Here is a 15757-nt window from a genome sequence, read left to right on the forward strand (position 1 = left end):
GAAAGAAGAGACACAGTGAAGCACAGCGGATGGGCCGACGAAGGATTCGGAGCGGTCGCGGACGCGTTCTCCCACAACTTCGCCGAACACGGTGAACTCGGCGCCGCCGTCACCGTGTACGTCGACGGACGCAAGGTCGTGGACCTGTGGGGCGGGACCGCGGACGAGCGCAGCGGCCGCCCCTGGGAGGAGGACACGGTCGTGCCGGTCTTCTCCTGCGCCAAGGGCGTCGTCAGCGTCTGCGCCCACCTCCTGGCGCAGGAGGGACGGCTGGACCTCGACGCTCCGGTGAGCCGCCACTGGCCGGAGTTCGCGCAGCGCGGCAAGGAGGCGATCACACCGCGCATGGTGCTCGGACACCGCGCCGGACTCCCCGCCCTGGACCGCACACTGAGCTTCGAGGAGATCGTCGAGTGGACACCGGTGGTCCGCGCCATCGAGGAGCAGGAGCCGCTGTGGGAGCCGGGCGCCGCCCACGAGTACCACGGCCATGTCTTCGGCTTCCTCATCGGTGAGGTGATCCGGCGGATCACCGGACTCACCCCGGGCGCGTACTTCCGCGGAGCCGTCGGCGACGGACTGGGGCTGAGGACCTGGATCGGCCTGCCGCAGGAGGAGACCGGACGGCTGGCCCGGCTCGTCGAGGCCGCGGGACGGCCCGCGATGCCCGGCCCCGAGTCGCTGATCATGCGCACGGTGACGATGAACGGCGCCCTCGCCTTCCCCGGCCTGCAGGAGCCGCACGGCTGGAACGACCCCGCGCTGCTCAGTGCCGAGTTCCCCGGGGCGGGCGCGGTCTCGTCGGCGGGCGGCCTGGCCGCGTTGTACGCCGCGGCCGCGACCGGGGTCAACGGCTCGGCGCGCCTGCTCACATCCGACACCGTCACCGACGCGGTGCGGGAGCTGTCGGCCGGGGCCTCGTGGTCGGGGTTCCCGGACCTGGGCGCCCGGTGGGGGGCGGGCTTCCTCCTCGACGCGCCCCGGTTCCGGCCCATGCTCGGCCGGCGCAGCTTCGGCAACGACGGCGCCGGCGGCCAGTTCGCCTTCGGCGACGACGAGTTCGGGGTGGGCTTCGGCTATGTCGCCAACCGGATGATCGGCCATGGCGACGCGCGTGCCGACCGGCTCATCACGGCGCTACGGGAGCACCTGACCGGCCGATGAGCCGCCCGGGACGCCCGCGGGTGAGCCACCCGGGACGCCCGCGGGTGAGCCACCCGGGACGCTCGCGGGCAGGCCGAAAGCCCTCTGCCCGGCATCAGCGGACGAGGGCAGGGCCGACGCCGCCTCCGATGATCGCGTTCCGGCCGGCCCACCGCCTGCGCAGCGGTAACCCGCCGAGGCCGCTCGCCCCCACCCCTGTCATGGACGTGAAGGAGCGGCCCGGCGGGTCTTGGACGTGCAGCCGGAAATAGGGCGCCCCATACGAGATAGGGCGGGGCGCCCGAGAAAAGCCGCTCCGGTCAGCGGAAGTCCGCAATATGATCGCGAGCCCATTCGGCGTAGCTGCGCGAGGCGCGCCCGATGACCTGCTCCGCATCCGGCCAGGCCCGCATCAGCGCCGCCCGGTCGTCCGGCGGCAGAGCCTGCCTCTGAACCAGTCGGGCAGGTAGGTGCGCAGTCTGGCGGCGTCATGCAGTGCCACGGATGTCACCTGGAAATCCTGAGCGTCACGCCGGCGGCCGGGCGAGTTTGGCGGCCACCGCGTCGAGGACCCAGTCCAGGCCGGTCGCGAAGGACGCCTCGGCGTCCACCTCCGTGCCGTCGTGCACGACCTTGGCCAGCGCCGGGAAGCGGCCCGTGGCCAGCATCCTGCTCACATGCGGGCCGTAGGCGCGCTGCCAGTCGCGCTTGGACAGGCCCGTGGCGCGCTCGGCCCGCAGGTTCGCGATCTCGCGCCTGATCGCGCCGGTGAAGTAGGCGCTGACGGTCTCCACGGCGCGCATGACGGTGTCGAGGTCGGCGAGGCCGTCGAGGGCGGCCAGCGTGGCCTCGGTCACGGCGAGGGCGTTGGGGCCCAGGGTCGGACGGCCGCCGAGCAGGTCGGCCAGCCATTCGTGACGGAGAGTGGCCTGCCTGGTGCGGTCGGCGCGGATGCGCAGCGCCTCCCGCCAGTCACCGGGCTGCTCCTCGGGGAGGATCTCGGCGTGGACCTCGTCCACCATGAGGTCGAACAGCTCCTCCTTGGTGGAGATGTATCCGTACAGCCGCATCGGGCCGACGTCCAGCCGGGCGGCGACCTTGCGCAACGACACCGCCTCCAGCCCGCCCTCGTCGGCCAGCGCGATGGCGGCGGCAACGATTCGCTCCCGGTCGAGCGGCGCGGGGCGAGTCGGCGGCTCCGGCCGGTCCCACACAGTCATGGATGCATCGTACTGTTGCGATACACCGTCTCGGCAAAATACAGTGTATCGACATGAGACATCGCATCGCCGTAATTGGAGGCGGCCCCGCCGGCCTTACCTTCGCCCGCGTCCTGCACCGCCACGATCACCCCGTCACCGTCCTCGAACGCGATCCCGCCCCCGACGCCCGTCCTCCGGGCGGCACGCTGGACCTGCAAGAAAAGCTGGGCCAGCTCGCGCTGGACAAGGCGGGGCTGCTGGCGGAGTTCCAGGCGCTGTCCCGCCCCGAGGGGCAGGCCATGCGCATCCTGGACACGGACGGGACCGTGCTCCGCGACTGGCAACCCCGTCCGGATGACCGGGCCAATCCCGAGATCGACCGCAGGCAACTCCGTGACCTGCTGCTCGGCCCCCTGGACGTTCAGTGGGGGCGGGGCGTGACGGAGGTAGTGCCGGGGACCCGGGATGGCGTGCTGGTCCATTTCGCGGATGGGCGACAGGAGACGTTCGACCTCGTGGTCGGCGCGGACGGCGCCTGGTCCCGGGTCCGCCCGGCGGTCTCGTCCGCGACGCCGCACTACACCGGCGTCACCCTGGTCGAGACCTCCCTGGACGACGTCGACACCCGCCACCCCGACCTCGCCCGGCTGATCGGCGACGGTTCCGTGGCTGTGTACGGCGTGAACCGCGCCCTCGTCGCCCAGCGCAACAGCGGCGGCCACGTCAAGGTGTACGCCCAGTTCCGCGCGCCGCTGGACTGGCACACGGACCCGGACCGGCATATGGGTCTGAACCGGCGCGCGGGCCTGGACGCGGGCCTGGACCTGGCCGACGTCGAGGCCCTGCGATCAAGTTTGCTGGCGCTGTTCGACGGCTGGGCCGCCCCCGTCCTCGACCTCCTCCGCCAAGGCACCGCTTTCGTCCACCGCCCCCTCTACGTCCTGCCCGTGTCCCACACCTGGGCCCACGTCCCCGGGGTGACGCTGCTGGGCGACGCCGCCCACCTGATGCCCCCATTGGGGGCGGGCGCGAACCTCGCGATGCTGGAAGGCGCCGAACTCGCCGAGTCCGTCGCCGCCGCCCCCGGCGATCTGGACGAGGCCGTCCGCGCCTTCGAGGAACAGATGTGGGCACGGGCCGGCAGGTGGGCGAAGATCACGGCGGCCGGTCTGGAACGCCTCGTGAGCCCGGACCCCACCGAAGCCCTCGCCCTCTTCGACGAAGTTCAGCCATCCTGACTGCCAAGCGCGAGAGCACCAGCAACTCGCCACGGCCTCACGGGGCAGCACGGCACCGCCGCGGTTCCTTCCGGCGGATACCCCCGCCATGAAGTGGACCCGGATCTCTACGGGCCTCTCCTGCCGAATCTCGGAAGTCCGTGCCGGGACTCATTTCCGGGATCGACCCATCTGATTTTTGGTGGACGCCGCGTTATCGGTGTGCAGTTGATGTCCGCCCCAACTGCACCACCAAATTGTTTTGTCTCACTGGTTTCTTTTTCGAGTTGCGATATCGACGTCGGGCAGCCCGTCGTTAGATTATTCCGGTGTCCGGGCTCGAACACTCGGGATTTCACAGGAGGGTCAAACCTTGAACCGGTTACGCGTACTCGCTCTGGTATCCGTTTCCACCGCGTTACTGATCGGCCTGTCGGCTTCCGCGTCGGCCGACGCACCTGCCCCGAAGGCGTCGACAAGCGCGAGCCCTACCTGCTATGAGCCGGCTCGTGATCAGGTCCTGACCACTCAACAGGGCATCGAGCTCTTCAAGGCGTGCTCCGCAGCGAATGCAGCCGCGGTCCCGGGATGGCACTGGATGGGCAACTACGGGGACGTCTATGCCTTGGCCAACGCCGCCAATGCATGGGGGGCCGGGCCAGGGGAGCTTCTCACCCAGATCATGAGCAACGGCCTGCTGGCAACGTTCATGTATTACTGAGAAGGCAACCGGACCCGGAGTATGGGGCCGGGCACGGCGGAAGAAACAACTTCAACCGCCTTTCGTCGACTTGACGAACGCATTGGTCCGAGCAGACCAATGCGCCGGATGCTCATTCACAATCAGGAAATCTTTCCGGGCACATCATGCAGCAGCTTTTTGAGATGCCCGACAAGCCCGGCCCCCAGCAACCCCTTGCCGCCGGACACGCGGCCCGCCATGCACTGCGTGTCCGCCGACTCGGTCTCCGGCTCTCCGCCTGGTGTCCGGCCGCCGAGCAGTTGCCGAATCGCTTACAGGGGTCAAGGCCGGGCGACCGCCCGGCGCTGACGCGCCGCCGGCGACCGCGGGCCGGGCATACGGCCCCGGCGGCCGGGCTGAGCCCGTCGACGACCGCTCCTGCCACCCGCGACCGCAGGTGGACGCCTTCGACTGGCCGGTGCTCATCCTCGCCGCGGTGGGCGCGGAATTCGACGTCACCCATCCCCTCGGCTTCCACCACCACCTCCGCGACCCGGGCGAGCTCTTCCTACGTGCCGGTACCGCCTAGCGAGATCACGAACCTCGGAGGTCTCCGCACAGCCGCCCGGGATCCACACCCCGGGCCGGCGCGGCACGCGACGCAATAGATCGCTCCCGGTTTCCTGCTGCGTCTGTTGGTTGAGGTTTTGGTTACGAATACTGATTTTTCGAACGACGGCCACGCCTTTACAAAGTAGATTTATAACGTTGGGAGAGGCCCGCCTCCTGAACCCCGCCACGGACGGCTTGAACCCCGGTCACGGGCGTCGCCGTAGCCGCTCCCGCTCTGACAGCGCCGCGATCGGATCTCGTGCCGCAGGCCGGGACGGCGGCTCCGCGGATGGGGATGACCCCCCGCTCCCCCACCGCGTTCGCGGTCATCGAGGGATGTCCGGCGCGATCTGCGCGCCGACCCCGTTGAGTACGCGATCCAGCCCGTGCTGGAAGCGCTCGGCGGGGGCGAGGTGCGCGGTCTCGGATTCCAGCACGGACCGGCCGAACAGAGGATAGGCACCCGACTCGACGACCTGCCGCACGTATGGTCCGACGTAGTCGCGTTTCCACCGCTCCGGATCCAGGCCGGTACGGCGGGCCTCCTCCAGCCAGCCGATCTCGCGGCGGATCGCGCTGTGGACATAGTCGCTCACCATCCCGACAAAACCGGCCATCTCGTCGATGTCGAGACCGAGCCCGTCGAGCGCGCCCAGGGCGAACTCGTGCACGCGCAGCAGGTTCGGGCCCAGGGTGGGGCGGCCGGCGAGAAGGATGATCAGCCAGGGATGGCGCAGGCCGGCGGCTCGGGTCCGGTGGGCGAGGAGGGAGAGATCGGAGCGCCAGTCGCCGGACGGCTTCTCCGGGAGCTCGAGCTCGCCCATCACCGTGTCGATCATGAGGTCGAACAGGTCGTCGCGGCTGGGCACGTAGCGGTAGAGGGACATGGCGCCGGTGCCCAGTTCGCCGCCGACGCGCCGCATGGTGACGGCGTCGATCCCCTCGGCGTCGGCGACCCGGACGGCCGCCTGGGTGATCTGTGCGCGGCTGTAGCCGGGCCGCCGCCCGGGCCCCGAGCGCTCCCGGCGTTCCGGCCGCATCCAGATGCTGATCAGTTCCTCGTCGGGCATCCCGCCACCCCTCCCCTACTTGCGTACATGGTACTCGAATGAGTATGGTCCCGTTTCAAGTACGAAGTACGCAATTAGGGGAACGGGAGAACCGACCTCTGTCGCACAGCAGGAAGGCACGATCGACATGACGACATTGACCGGCAAGACGGCGCTGGTGACCGGCGGCAGCCGAGGGATCGGCCGGGCCGTCGCGATCCGGCTCGCCCGGGAGGGCGCCCGGGTCGCGGTCCACTACGGCAGCAACGAGACGGCGGCCAAGGAGACGGTCGCGGCCATCGAAACGGCGGGAGGGCAGGCTTTTGCCGTCCGGGCCGAGCTGGGCGTGCCGGCAGACGCCCAAGCGCTGTGGGCCGGCTTCGACGCCCACGCCGACGGCCTGGACATCCTGGTCAACAACGCGGGCATCCTCGGCGACCAGACCGAGATCGACGGCGTGACGCGGGAGGGCTTCGAGCGGCTGTTCGCGGTCAATACGACCGCTCCGTTCTTCATCACGCAGCTCGCCCTGCCGCGGCTGCGGGACGGCGGCCGGATCATCACCGTCGGCACGATGCTCACCCGGGGCGCGGCCATGCCCCGGGCGATCGACTACGCCATGTCCAAGGCGGCGCTCGACGTGCTCACCACCGCGCTGGCCAGACAGCTCGGGCCGCGCGGCATCACGGTCAACATCGTGGCACCCGGGGTCATCGACACCGACATGCACCAGGGGCGTCTGGTCGGCGAGGCGCTGGCCTGGCTGTCGTCCCAAACGCCGCTCCACCGGCTGGGCACGCCGGAGGACGTCGCCGGCACAGTGGCGTTCCTGGCCTCGGACGACAGCCGCTACGTGACCGGACACCGCCTGGACGTCTCGGGCGGAACAACCATGTGACCCCACCCACCCGAGGCGGACCGCGCGCTGCGCACGGACCAGGGTGTGGTGATGGACCGGCGCCAGGAGTAGGGGGCGTAGCGTTTGATCGCTTCGAACGTCGAGGACGATGTCGCTTTCGATGTGCCGCCCGGACATGGGAGTCGAGGCGTCGCGGACGGTGCAGCCGGGCGATTCGAGGTCGACCAGGAACGCGGCACAGTTCTCCTTGCCTTCCCTAGCGGCTACGCGGAAGGGCCACTGTCCCGGTGATCCGGTGGCTCCGGGCCGCCGGGACGGCTCGGCGGGGTGGGTCAGGCGGTCAGGTCGGCCACACGGGCGGCGACCGGGCCGAACAGGTCGCCGATCGTGGTCAAGGCGGCGGCGTGCAGGGTGTCCGCCGGGATCGGCGCGCCGTCCGGGCCCATCAGTGGCCGGGTCGCGCATGCCTCGGCCACGACGGTGGGCCGGTAGCCGAGGTTGAACGCGCCCTGGGCGGTGAACTGGACGCACATGTGGGTCATGAAGCCCGCCAGCACCAGGTCCGGCCCGGCGTCCAGCCGGCGCAGCACCTCCAGCAGGTCGGTCTCGTGGAAGGAGTTCGGGAAGCCCTTCACCACGACCGGCTCGCCGTTCCGGGGCGCGACGCGAGCCTCGATCCGCCCGATCTCGGCGCGGATGTCGTACGGGCTGCCTTCGCCGCCGTCGTTGACGACGTGCACCACCGGGGTTCCGGCGGAGCGGGCGCGCTCCAGCAGGCGGGCCGCGGCGTCCAGGGCACGGTCGGCGTCCGGCAGCGCCATGACGCCGGTGCGGTAGGTGTTCTGGAAGTCGATCATGATCAGGGTGCCGGCGGACAGCGCCGGCAGTGCGCCGTCCAGGCCGATCACCTCGCGCAAGGTCGTCGAAACGGTCATCTTGTCCTCCTTGGAATTCGGAAAGCCGGGCATGGGGAATCACCGGCCGGCCCGAGTCGGGCCGGGCGGGCCGAAGGGAGAGAGATCAGGCGGCGGTGCGGAAGCGCCGCCGGTAGGCGGCCGGGGTGGTGCCGAGCCGCCGCCGGAACGCCCGGTGCAGCGTCTCCACTGACCCCAGGCCGCACGCTGCAGCGACCCGGTCGAGCGGCTCGTCGGTGCCCTCCAGCAACCGGCGCGCCGCCTCCACCCGGGCCGCCTCGACGTAGGCGGCCGGGGTGGCGCCGGTCTCTTTGCGGAAGACCCGGGTGAAGTGCCGCTCGCTCAGGCATATCCGCTCGGCGAGCGCCGCCGCCGACAGGTCGGCGGTGAGGTCCGTGGTGATCCACACCCTCAGTTCGTCGATGTCGCGGCGCTCGGCCGGGGCCTGCCACAGCGGGACGCTGAACTGGCTCTGCCCGCCCTGCCGCTTGAGGTACATCACCAGCTGCCGGGCGACCGCCAGGGCGAGCCGTTCGCCGTGGTCCTCGGCGACCAGAGCGAGCGTGAGATCCATGCACGCGCTGATGCCCGCGCCCGTCCACACCTTCCCCGACCGGACGTAGATCGGATCGGGGTCCACGATGACGTCGGGGTGGTCGGCGGCCAGCCGGTCGGCGGTGGCCCAGTGCGTGGTCGCCGTCCGGCCCGCCAGCAGCCCCGCGGCGGCCAGCAGGTGCGCGCCGACGCACACCGAGGCGACCCGGTGGGCGTGCCGGGCGGTGCCGGCGATCCAGTCGACCAGGTCCGGATCGATCATCGGCACGCCGCCGCCGTCCACCGCGCCGGGCACCAGGAGGGTGTCCACCCGGCCTTCGACCTGGTCGAAGGTCAGGTCGGTGGCGAGCCGGACCCCGGCGCTGGTGCGCACCTGGCCGCCGTCCGGCCCGGCCAGCAGCACCTGGTAGGGCCTCTGGCCGGACATCTCCCGGTTCGCGACCGCGAACACCTCTGCGGGCCCGGTGACATCGAGGAGATCGACATCGGGGAACACGGCGACAACGACACGGTGCGGAGCGGACATGCACCAATTGTCACCAATACACCCTCGTGACCGCCATGACGAGGTTCTGTCACATCCGGACACCGTCCGCGGCATCCCGGACCAGGCCGAGGCTGTTACGGCGCTCCTCGACCCGGGCCTCGGACCGGTGACATCGAGCCGCCGGATGCCCCGCGATCAGCGTGACCGTCCCGACTCCAGCGAGGCGGGACACCTCCCAGCGGGCTGTCGACGTTGCCGACCGCGTCGACCAGGCACCGCGCGAGCGAGCGCACCCCACCCCGGCCGGTGCCCCTCCGAAACACCACGCAGCCCGCAGGGCGACCCGCCGATGCATATTAACTTTCTGGAGTTGTCATACTACTTAGAGTAATATACGGTTGTGGTCGTGATCATCCCGAGGCGGCCGGTTGTTCAGCACGGAGGCACTGCCTTCGCGCTGTGCCTGGCCGTGCTCGGCAGCGTCGTGGTGCTGCATCTGGCGTTGCATGTGCTCGCCCACGGCCATGCGGTGCACCATTCTGCGCCAGGTGCGCAGCAGTCGGCCACCGGTATCGCCATCGAGCGCCCGACCACGGTCGATACGGCCGCACCGCACGACCACATGCCGCTCCCCTGCGCCCCCACGGGGCATGATCACAGCTTGTGCGGCGCGGCGGCGGGGGCACCGATCACCGACGCGCGCCCCCTCCTGCCGGCGGGGCCCGCCATCGGCCATCTGGTGGTCCAGCCGGAATCCACGGCATCGCCACCGGTGCCGCTCTGGCGCCGCGAACAGCCGGTCCGCCCGCCGTCCGGGGCGGCCCTGCTGATCCTCAAATCCGTCTCCCGCATATAGGCCGTCCCGCGGGCACGCCCGCCGGCGACTCCGCGCCCCGTATGACCGGCGTGAGCCGTCGCTCAAGCGTGCCCAGAAGCGAGTCAACCAGATCGCATTCTCAGGGGACGAATCATGACATATACGCTTAAAACAGCAGAAACAGCTAACTCATCCACGCCGTCGCCGCTCAGCCGACTGATCACCGGTAACACCTGCCACGCCCCCGAGCACGTGGTCGGCAACACGCCGGTGCTGTGGATCCCGGAGATCGCCGCGGGATCCGGGCACGGCTTCTGGGCGAAGCTGGAGGGCGGCAACCCAGGAGGGATCAAGGACCGCTCCGCGCTCTACATCGTCGAGCGGGCGCGCGAACGCGGGCAACTGCGGCCGGGTGCGCACATCATCGAGTCCACCAGCGGGACCTTCGGCCTGGGTCTGGCGCTGGCCGGCATCGTCCACGGCCACCCGGTCACGCTGGTGAGCGACCCAGGCATGGAGCCGCTGATGTGCCGCCTGCTGGCGGCCTACGGGGCGCGCGTCGTCACCGTCACCGAGCCGCACCCAGCCGGCGGCTGGCAGCAGGCCCGCCGTCAGCGCGTGCGGGAACTGCTGGCCGAGCAGCCCGGCTCCTACTGCCCGGACCAGTACAACAACCCCGACAATGTCGCCGCCTACGCCGGGCTGGCCATGGAGCTGGCCGGCCAGCTGGGGCGGATCGACGTCCTGGTGTGCGCCGTGGGCACCGGCGGCCACAGCGCGGGCGTCTTCTCCGCGTTGCGGCGCTTCTACCCCGACCTGCGCCTGGTCGGCGTCGACACGATCGGCTCGACCATCTTCGGCCAGCCCGCGCGCCCCCGGCTCATGCGGGGCCTGGGCAGCAGCATCTACCCGCGCAACGTGGCCTACGAGGCCTTCAGCCAGGTGCACTGGGTCGCACCCGCCGAAGCGGTCTGGGCCTGCCGGCGCCTGGCCGCGCTGCGTTACGCCACCGGTGGCTGGAGCGTCGGCGCGGTGGCCCTGGTGGCCTCCTGGCTGGCCCGGACCCTCCCTGGCCACACCCGGATAGCGGCGATCTTCCCCGACGGCCCGCACCGTTACTTCGACACCGTCTTCAACGACGACTACTGCCGCGCCCACGGCCTCGCCTGGGCGCCGGCGGCCGGCCCTGACGAGATCGGCCACCCCGCCGAGCGAGAGCCAGCGCGCTGGACGCGCTGCGCGACGGTGCTCGATCCCACCGGCACCGGCGGACAGGCGCCCACCGCGCGAGGAGCCCAGCGGTGACAGGCACACTCGCCCTGGCCCGCTCCTTCGACCGGCCGGTGAAGCTGCTGCTGGTCAACCAGCTGACCATCAACACCGGTTTCTACATGCTGATGCCGTATCTGGCCGGTCACCTGTCCGGGACGCTGGCGCTGCCGGCGGCGCTGGTCGGCCTGATCCTGGGCGTCCGCAACCTCAGCCAGCAGGGCATGTTCCTCCTCGGCGGCACCCTGGCCGACCGGCTCGGCTGCAAGCCCCTGATCGTCGCCGGGTGCGGGCTGCGCACCGTCGCCTTCGCGCTGCTGGCGGTGGCCGATTCCCTGCCCGCCCTGCTGGTCGCCTCAGGCCTGATCGGTCTGGCCGGCGCGCTGTTCAATCCCGCCGTGCGCGCCCATCTCGCCTGCGAGGCCGGCTCCCGCACGGTTGAGGCGTTCGCCGTGTTCAACGCCTTCTACCAGCTCGGCATCCTGATCGGGCCGCTGATCGGCCTGCTGCTCAACGTCGCGGGCTTCAAGCTCGTCTGCCTGAGCGCGAGCGCGATGTTCGCCGTCCTGACGGTCGCCCAGGCTCGGACCCTACCCGCGCGAGCGGCACCGGGAGCGCAGGAAGGGGCGCCGGAAAAGCGCGGCGTGCTGCTCGACTGGCGCCGGGTGATCGGCAACCGGCCCTTCCTGCTGTTCTCCCTGGCCATGATCGGCTCCTACGTGCTGAACTTCCAGGTGTATCTGAGCCTGCCGCTGGAGGTGCGCCGGGTCGGCGGCGGCGAGCTCGGCGTCACGCTCATCTTCGTGATCTCCGCGGTGACGACCATCGCCGGGCAGGCGCGCCTGACAGCATGGGCGAAGGCCCGCTGGCGGCCTTCGCAGGCCATCACCCGGGGCCTGGGCGTGATGGGGCTGTCGTTCGTCCCGCCGGCCGTGGCCGCACCGTGGGCGAGCACGGCCGGCGGGGCGGACGGCGCCGCCCAGGCACTGGTGCTGATACCGGTCCTGGCGACGGCGGTGCTGCTCAGCCTGGCCACGATGATCGTCTACCCGTTCGAGATGGCGACCATCGCCGCCTTCGGCGGCCAGCGCATGGTGGGCACCTATTACGGCCTCTACAGCACCCTGGCCGGGATCGGCGTCGCCGCGGGCAACCTGCTCACCGGGTGGGCGCTGGATCTGGGCACGCACGCCGGCCTGCCCAGCCTGCCCTGGCTGGCGCTGGGGTTGATCGGCCTCGGCTGCGCCGCGGCCACCCGCGCCCTGGACCGGTCGGGATACCTGACGGCCTCGGCCGAAACCGCGACCGCGCCCACGTAGGCGCCCGCACGGGGTGCCGGACGCCTGCCCGTCCGGCACCCCGTAACGGTCCCGGCGACGGCCGTTCAGGCGCCCATCCGCCGCGCGAGGTCGCCTACCGCCGCCGCCAGCAGGTCGACCTCGTCACGCGAGGTGAACAGCGCCGGTGTCACCCGCACGCAGTCACCGCGGGCGGGCCCGCCGCGGCGCACCGTGAAGATCCGATACCGCTCCATCAGCTCCGTGGTGATGGCGACGTTGTCGGCCTCCGAGGTGCGGCCGGTGATCCGGAACGCGGTGATGGTGCCGTACATGGCGGGCTCCTCGGGGGTGAGGATCTCCACATTCGGGACGTCGAGCACCTGATGCACCCAGCGGTCCCGCAGGAAGCGCAGCCGCGCCTGCTTGACCGCGCCGCCCAGAGCCTCGTGGAAGTCCAGAGCGATGTCCACCGTCAGGAAGGGGGCGACGTCCTGGGTACCGGAGTGCACCCGGGAGCGGATGTCGTCGGCGGGGTAGGTCTCGTCGCGGAAGGCCGGGTCGATGTCGGCCAGACGCTCCTTGCGGATGTGGAGGAAGCCCGCACCCAGTGGCGCCCCCATCCACTTGTGCAGGGAGAACACCCCGAAGTCGGCCTCCAGATCGGCCATGGTGAAGTCCAGCTGCCCCCAGGAGTGCGCGGCGTCCACGATCACGTCGGCGCCGCGCTCACGGGCCATCGCGACGATCTCCCGTACCGGGGTCACCAGCCCGGTGCGGTTGTTCATGTGGCTGAGCAGCAGCAGCCTGACCCGCGGGTGCTCGCGCAGCGCCGCGGCGTAGGCGTCCAGCACCGCCTGGCGGGTCGCCGGCTCCGGGATCACCAGCCGCTCCACCCGCGCCCCGCGCCGGTCGCGCAGCCAGTTCATCGCGTACTGCCCGCTGTGATAGTCCAGGTCGGCGTACATCACCGCGTCCCCCGGCCGTAGCCGCCGGTAGCCGGCGATCAGCAGTTGCAGGGCCTCGGTGCCGCCCCGCGTCAGGGCGATCTCCTCGGCGCGCACGCCCAGGACGGCGGCGACGCGCTGCCTGACCTGCTCGGCCTGCGCCTTGTAGGCGGTGCGCAGCAGGTGCGAGTTACGCTCGTTGAGGTGGTCGGTGTTGCGGTGGTAGGCGCGGCGCACCGGCTCGGGCATGATCCCGTAGTAGCCGTTCTCCAGATTGACGAAGTCAGTGCTGACCCGGTACTGCCGTGCCACCGAACGCCAGAAATCCTCGTCCCGGGCGAGCCGTTCAGGTGCGACACCGGCGGGAACGACGAGCGGCTCGCCGCCTGAGGCCGATGGCGGCGCAACCGCCCGGGGAAGGGCGAGGGGCGCGACCAGCGCGCCCAGCCCAGCGACCATCTCACGCCTGGACAAGCTCATCCAACCACCCCGCACCGATCGGTCGAAACCCGCCACGCGGTGGCCCCCACCTGCGCCGACGACGGAGTTCCAGTGTGCAGCCGACCTCCTTGCTCCGGTGAGCACCCGCGCCGCACGGGCGTGGCGTGGGCGGAAATGGTGTTCGGCCGGAGGCGAGGTGGACGCCGTCGTGGACCGGGCACGTGCGGCGGAGTCGGCGGGATCGGCTGGGAACTGGCGTCTGAGCCGCTCGGCGAGAGGTCGAGCGTCGTCGCGGTGGGTGGAACCCGGCCAGGAGTCCGAATCCCTTTACATTGTAGATTAACAATCTGATTCATCCAGCTGCATCCACTGGAATCGTGCCGGTCGTCCCGCCGTGCAGACCGGCACGGGGATGGCGCCTGCGGGGTTACGGCAGGCGGACGATGCGTGTGATCTCCGCGGCGCCGCCCAGCCGGACCAGCGGGCCCGCCTGGCCGTGCCGGGCGGTGGCGGTGATCGTGGAGGGGGTGCGGAGGGAGTCGCCCATGTCGACGGTGAGGTCGGCGACTCCCTGACCAGCCAGGTGCGCAGCGAGGCAGGCGGTGCTGTTGGCGTTGGCGATGTCCTCGGCGACACCGATCGACGGGGCGAACATGCGGGCCGCGGCCCGGCCGGTGTGTGTCGGAGTGGAGTAGACGTAGCAGCCCAGGAGACCGAGCCGGTCACAGGCGGCGCGGAGCCGTACGAGATCCGGGACCAGCGCGGCCAGAGCGGAGCGCGTGGTGACGGGGATCAGCAGCCGCGGCCGCCCCACCGCGGCGACGCGGGCGCCGGGGGCGAGCACGTCGGAGGTGACGCCGAGCGCACGCAGAACGAGGTCGCACTCGGCCACGGTGGGCTCGCGCAGGCTGACGGGCCCGGCGTCGAAGACGGCGTTGACCCGGCCGTTCTCCCGCGCGGCCCAGCCGGCGAAGGCGCGCCCCGACGTGTGGAGGGTTGCCCGGTAGTCCTCGATCCCGGCACGCTCGGCGAGGAAGGCCAGGGCGGCGAGGGTCCCGTGACCGCACGCGGGCAGCTCCCCCTCGGCGGTGAAGAAGCGCAGGGAGACCTCGGGATCTTCAGCTCGGCCGTGGTGGGCGCGGACGAAGACCGCGTGAGAGGTTCCCGTCAGGAACGGTATGCGGCGGCGCTGGTCGTCGGTCAAGGGCGCTTCCTCCATGACCGCGGTGGGACTGCCGCCTCCGCCGTCGCGCAGGCACGAGTGGACGATCGCGACGGGCAGGCCGTACCCGCTCATCGACAGTCCCCTCCGTGAGCTGCCGGGAAGGGAGTGCTCCAGGACTCCTCCTCCAGGAGGAGTCCGTTCGCCAGGTGGCTGATGGTCCGGTACCAGCCGGTCAGCACGAGGAATTCGAGCAGCTGCGCGTCCTCGTAATGGACACGCAGGGCGTCCCAGGCAGGCTGCGACAGCCGCGCGGTCTCGTGAAGCTCGTCTACCGCGTCGAGCAGCGCCGCGTGGCGCGGCGGCCACGAGGCGTCGACGCCCGCGACGGCGGTCGCGCGCAGTTGCTCCGGGCTGAGCCCGGCCTGCCGGGCGAGGGTCGCGGCGTGCACGCCCCACTCGTAGCCGCAGCCGGCGCGGGCGGTCACCCGGGCGATGACGATCTCCCGGTCGACGGCCGGCAGGAGCCCGTGGCCCAGCAGCCCGGCCCCGAGTGCGAACATCCGCGAAGCCAGCTCCGGATTGCGGTGCAGCACCCGGAACAACGTGAGCGGCTCGTGCGGCACGCCGGGCGGCATCCAGCGGCGCAGCGCCTGCTCGACGGAGGGCGGATAGGGCGGGCTGAGCGGTTCGATGCGCGGCATTCGGTCTCCTGCTTCGATTTTCGAACCACTATGCTGCTTCGACAAGCGAAGCGCAAGGAGGCGACATGGAAGCCAGGACACCTCGGCCGGGCACGCCGGTACGGGGATCGGAGTCGGGCCGCCCGGTCATGGCCGCCCTCGATCTGCTCGGGCGGCGCTGGACGATGCGCATCCTGTGGGAGCTGAGCCAGGCCCCGGCCGGCTTCCGCGAGCTGCAGCGCCGATGCGAGCGCATGTCCTCCAGTGTGCTCAGCACCCGGCTCGAGGAGCTGACAGGCTCCCTGCTGGTCGCCCCGCACGACGACGGCTACCGCCTCACCCGGCTCGGCGAGGACCTCGTCGAGGCGCTCGGGCCGCTGAACGCCTGGAGCCGGCGATGGGCCGGGGAGATGGGCAGCGGCACCGCGCAATGACCGCGTC

General features: G+C 71.1%; 16 protein-coding genes. 9 read left to right on the forward strand and 7 right to left on the reverse strand.

The genetic code is table 11. The features are described 5' to 3' along the window. Nucleotides 1–15 precede the first annotated feature (15 nt). Nucleotides 16–1164, forward strand: coding sequence for a serine hydrolase domain-containing protein (locus ACZ6R6_RS44515; RefSeq protein WP_470103064.1), 1149 nt, complete (start codon nt 16–18; stop codon nt 1162–1164). A 506-nt stretch (nt 1165–1670) separates the two neighbouring features. Here the strand turns inward: ACZ6R6_RS44515 and ACZ6R6_RS44520 are convergent. Further along, nucleotides 1671–2363, reverse strand: coding sequence for a TetR/AcrR family transcriptional regulator (locus tag ACZ6R6_RS44520; RefSeq protein WP_470103066.1), 693 nt, complete (start codon nt 2361–2363; stop codon nt 1671–1673). A gap of 53 nt (nt 2364–2416) precedes the next feature. Here ACZ6R6_RS44520 and ACZ6R6_RS44525 point away from each other — a divergent pair, with 53 nt between their 5' ends. From ACZ6R6_RS44525 to ACZ6R6_RS44535, 3 genes are all read left to right on the forward strand, one after another. Further along, nucleotides 2417–3583, forward strand: a complete 1167-nt coding sequence (locus tag ACZ6R6_RS44525; RefSeq protein ID WP_470103068.1) for an FAD-dependent oxidoreductase — start codon at nt 2417–2419, stop codon at nt 3581–3583. A gap of 352 nt (nt 3584–3935) precedes the next feature. Further along, nucleotides 3936–4283 carry a hypothetical protein gene (locus ACZ6R6_RS44530; RefSeq protein ID WP_470103069.1) on the forward strand — a complete coding sequence of 116 codons (348 nt, stop codon included), beginning with the start codon at nt 3936–3938 and terminating at the stop codon, nt 4281–4283. 418 nt (nt 4284–4701) lie between these two features. Continuing rightward, a complete protein-coding gene (locus ACZ6R6_RS44535) occupies nt 4702–4833 on the forward strand; it encodes a hypothetical protein (protein WP_470103070.1) in 132 nt (43 codons plus the stop codon). A 349-nt stretch (nt 4834–5182) separates the two neighbouring features. On the opposite strand, the gene ACZ6R6_RS44540 is transcribed toward ACZ6R6_RS44535, so the two are convergent. Continuing rightward, on the reverse strand, nt 5183–5926 hold the full coding sequence (locus ACZ6R6_RS44540) for a TetR/AcrR family transcriptional regulator (RefSeq protein ID WP_470103071.1): 744 nt from the start codon (nt 5924–5926) through the stop codon (nt 5183–5185). A gap of 127 nt (nt 5927–6053) precedes the next feature. Here ACZ6R6_RS44540 and ACZ6R6_RS44545 point away from each other — a divergent pair, with 127 nt between their 5' ends. Beyond that, on the forward strand, nt 6054–6803 hold the full coding sequence (locus ACZ6R6_RS44545; protein ID WP_470103072.1) for an SDR family NAD(P)-dependent oxidoreductase: 750 nt from the start codon (nt 6054–6056) through the stop codon (nt 6801–6803). A gap of 293 nt (nt 6804–7096) precedes the next feature. On the opposite strand, the gene ACZ6R6_RS44550 is transcribed toward ACZ6R6_RS44545, so the two are convergent. Together ACZ6R6_RS44550 and ACZ6R6_RS44555 are read right to left on the reverse strand one after the other, a co-directional pair. Further along, nucleotides 7097–7699 (reverse strand): isochorismatase family protein, encoded by a 603-nt coding sequence (locus ACZ6R6_RS44550; RefSeq protein WP_470103073.1) that lies wholly within the window; start codon nt 7697–7699, stop codon nt 7097–7099. Between the two features lie 85 nt (nt 7700–7784). Next, a complete protein-coding gene (locus ACZ6R6_RS44555; protein WP_470103075.1) occupies nt 7785–8759 on the reverse strand; it encodes a GlxA family transcriptional regulator in 975 nt (324 codons plus the stop codon). Between the two features lie 361 nt (nt 8760–9120). Here ACZ6R6_RS44555 and ACZ6R6_RS44560 point away from each other — a divergent pair, with 361 nt between their 5' ends. The 3 genes from ACZ6R6_RS44560 to ACZ6R6_RS44570 all read left to right on the forward strand — a co-directional run bounded on the left by ACZ6R6_RS44560 (nt 9121) and on the right by ACZ6R6_RS44570 (nt 12125). After that, nucleotides 9121–9576 carry a hypothetical protein gene (locus ACZ6R6_RS44560; RefSeq protein ID WP_470103077.1) on the forward strand — a complete coding sequence of 152 codons (456 nt, stop codon included), beginning with the start codon at nt 9121–9123 and terminating at the stop codon, nt 9574–9576. 114 nt (nt 9577–9690) lie between these two features. Next, complete coding sequence (locus tag ACZ6R6_RS44565) at nt 9691–10842, forward strand: PLP-dependent cysteine synthase family protein (RefSeq protein WP_470103079.1); 1152 nt, start codon at nt 9691–9693, stop codon at nt 10840–10842. After that, complete coding sequence (locus tag ACZ6R6_RS44570; RefSeq protein WP_470103081.1) at nt 10839–12125, forward strand: MFS transporter; 1287 nt, start codon at nt 10839–10841, stop codon at nt 12123–12125. Before ACZ6R6_RS44565 ends, ACZ6R6_RS44570 begins: the two co-directional genes overlap by 4 nt. A gap of 65 nt (nt 12126–12190) precedes the next feature. Here ACZ6R6_RS44570 and ACZ6R6_RS44575 read toward each other — a convergent pair whose 3' ends face one another. The 3 genes from ACZ6R6_RS44575 to ACZ6R6_RS44585 all read right to left on the reverse strand — a co-directional run bounded on the left by ACZ6R6_RS44575 (nt 12191) and on the right by ACZ6R6_RS44585 (nt 15337). Further along, nucleotides 12191–13510 (reverse strand): aminotransferase class V-fold PLP-dependent enzyme, encoded by a 1320-nt coding sequence (locus ACZ6R6_RS44575; protein ID WP_470103083.1) that lies wholly within the window; start codon nt 13508–13510, stop codon nt 12191–12193. Between the two features lie 388 nt (nt 13511–13898). Then, complete coding sequence (locus ACZ6R6_RS44580; RefSeq protein WP_470103085.1) at nt 13899–14768, reverse strand: PhzF family phenazine biosynthesis protein; 870 nt, start codon at nt 14766–14768, stop codon at nt 13899–13901. Then, nucleotides 14765–15337, reverse strand: coding sequence for a carboxymuconolactone decarboxylase family protein (locus ACZ6R6_RS44585; protein WP_470103086.1), 573 nt, complete (start codon nt 15335–15337; stop codon nt 14765–14767). Before ACZ6R6_RS44585 ends, ACZ6R6_RS44580 begins: the two co-directional genes overlap by 4 nt. A 65-nt stretch (nt 15338–15402) precedes the next feature. Here ACZ6R6_RS44585 and ACZ6R6_RS44590 point away from each other — a divergent pair, with 65 nt between their 5' ends. Next, the gene (locus ACZ6R6_RS44590; protein WP_470103088.1) at nt 15403–15750 is read left to right on the forward strand and encodes a winged helix-turn-helix transcriptional regulator; all 348 of its coding nucleotides are present in this window, start codon (nt 15403–15405) and stop codon (nt 15748–15750) included. The last annotated feature ends 7 nt before the right edge of the window (nt 15751–15757 follow it).

The organism is Streptosporangium sp. NPDC048886, assembly GCF_055586905.1.

Bases quoted from the DNA above. Each gene is read 5' to 3' on its own strand.
- ACZ6R6_RS44550 (WP_470103073.1), bottom strand. From the start codon at position 7,699: ATGACCGTTTCGACGACCTTGCGCGAGGTGATCGGCCTGGACGGCGCA.
- ACZ6R6_RS44520 (WP_470103066.1), bottom strand. From the start codon at position 2,363: ATGACTGTGTGGGACCGGCCGGAGCCGCCGACTCGCCCCGCGCCGCTC.
- ACZ6R6_RS44575 (WP_470103083.1), bottom strand. From the start codon at position 13,510: ATGAGCTTGTCCAGGCGTGAGATGGTCGCTGGGCTGGGCGCGCTGGTC.
- ACZ6R6_RS44585 (WP_470103086.1), bottom strand. From the start codon at position 15,337: ATGCCGCGCATCGAACCGCTCAGCCCGCCCTATCCGCCCTCCGTCGAG.
- ACZ6R6_RS44555 (WP_470103075.1), bottom strand. From the start codon at position 8,759: ATGTCCGCTCCGCACCGTGTCGTTGTCGCCGTGTTCCCCGATGTCGAT.
- ACZ6R6_RS44525 (WP_470103068.1), top strand. From the start codon at position 2,417: ATGAGACATCGCATCGCCGTAATTGGAGGCGGCCCCGCCGGCCTTACC.
- ACZ6R6_RS44580 (WP_470103085.1), bottom strand. From the start codon at position 14,768: ATGAGCGGGTACGGCCTGCCCGTCGCGATCGTCCACTCGTGCCTGCGC.
- ACZ6R6_RS44545 (WP_470103072.1), top strand. From the start codon at position 6,054: ATGACGACATTGACCGGCAAGACGGCGCTGGTGACCGGCGGCAGCCGA.
- ACZ6R6_RS44540 (WP_470103071.1), bottom strand. From the start codon at position 5,926: ATGCCCGACGAGGAACTGATCAGCATCTGGATGCGGCCGGAACGCCGG.
- ACZ6R6_RS44590 (WP_470103088.1), top strand. From the start codon at position 15,403: ATGGAAGCCAGGACACCTCGGCCGGGCACGCCGGTACGGGGATCGGAG.
- ACZ6R6_RS44565 (WP_470103079.1), top strand. From the start codon at position 9,691: ATGACATATACGCTTAAAACAGCAGAAACAGCTAACTCATCCACGCCG.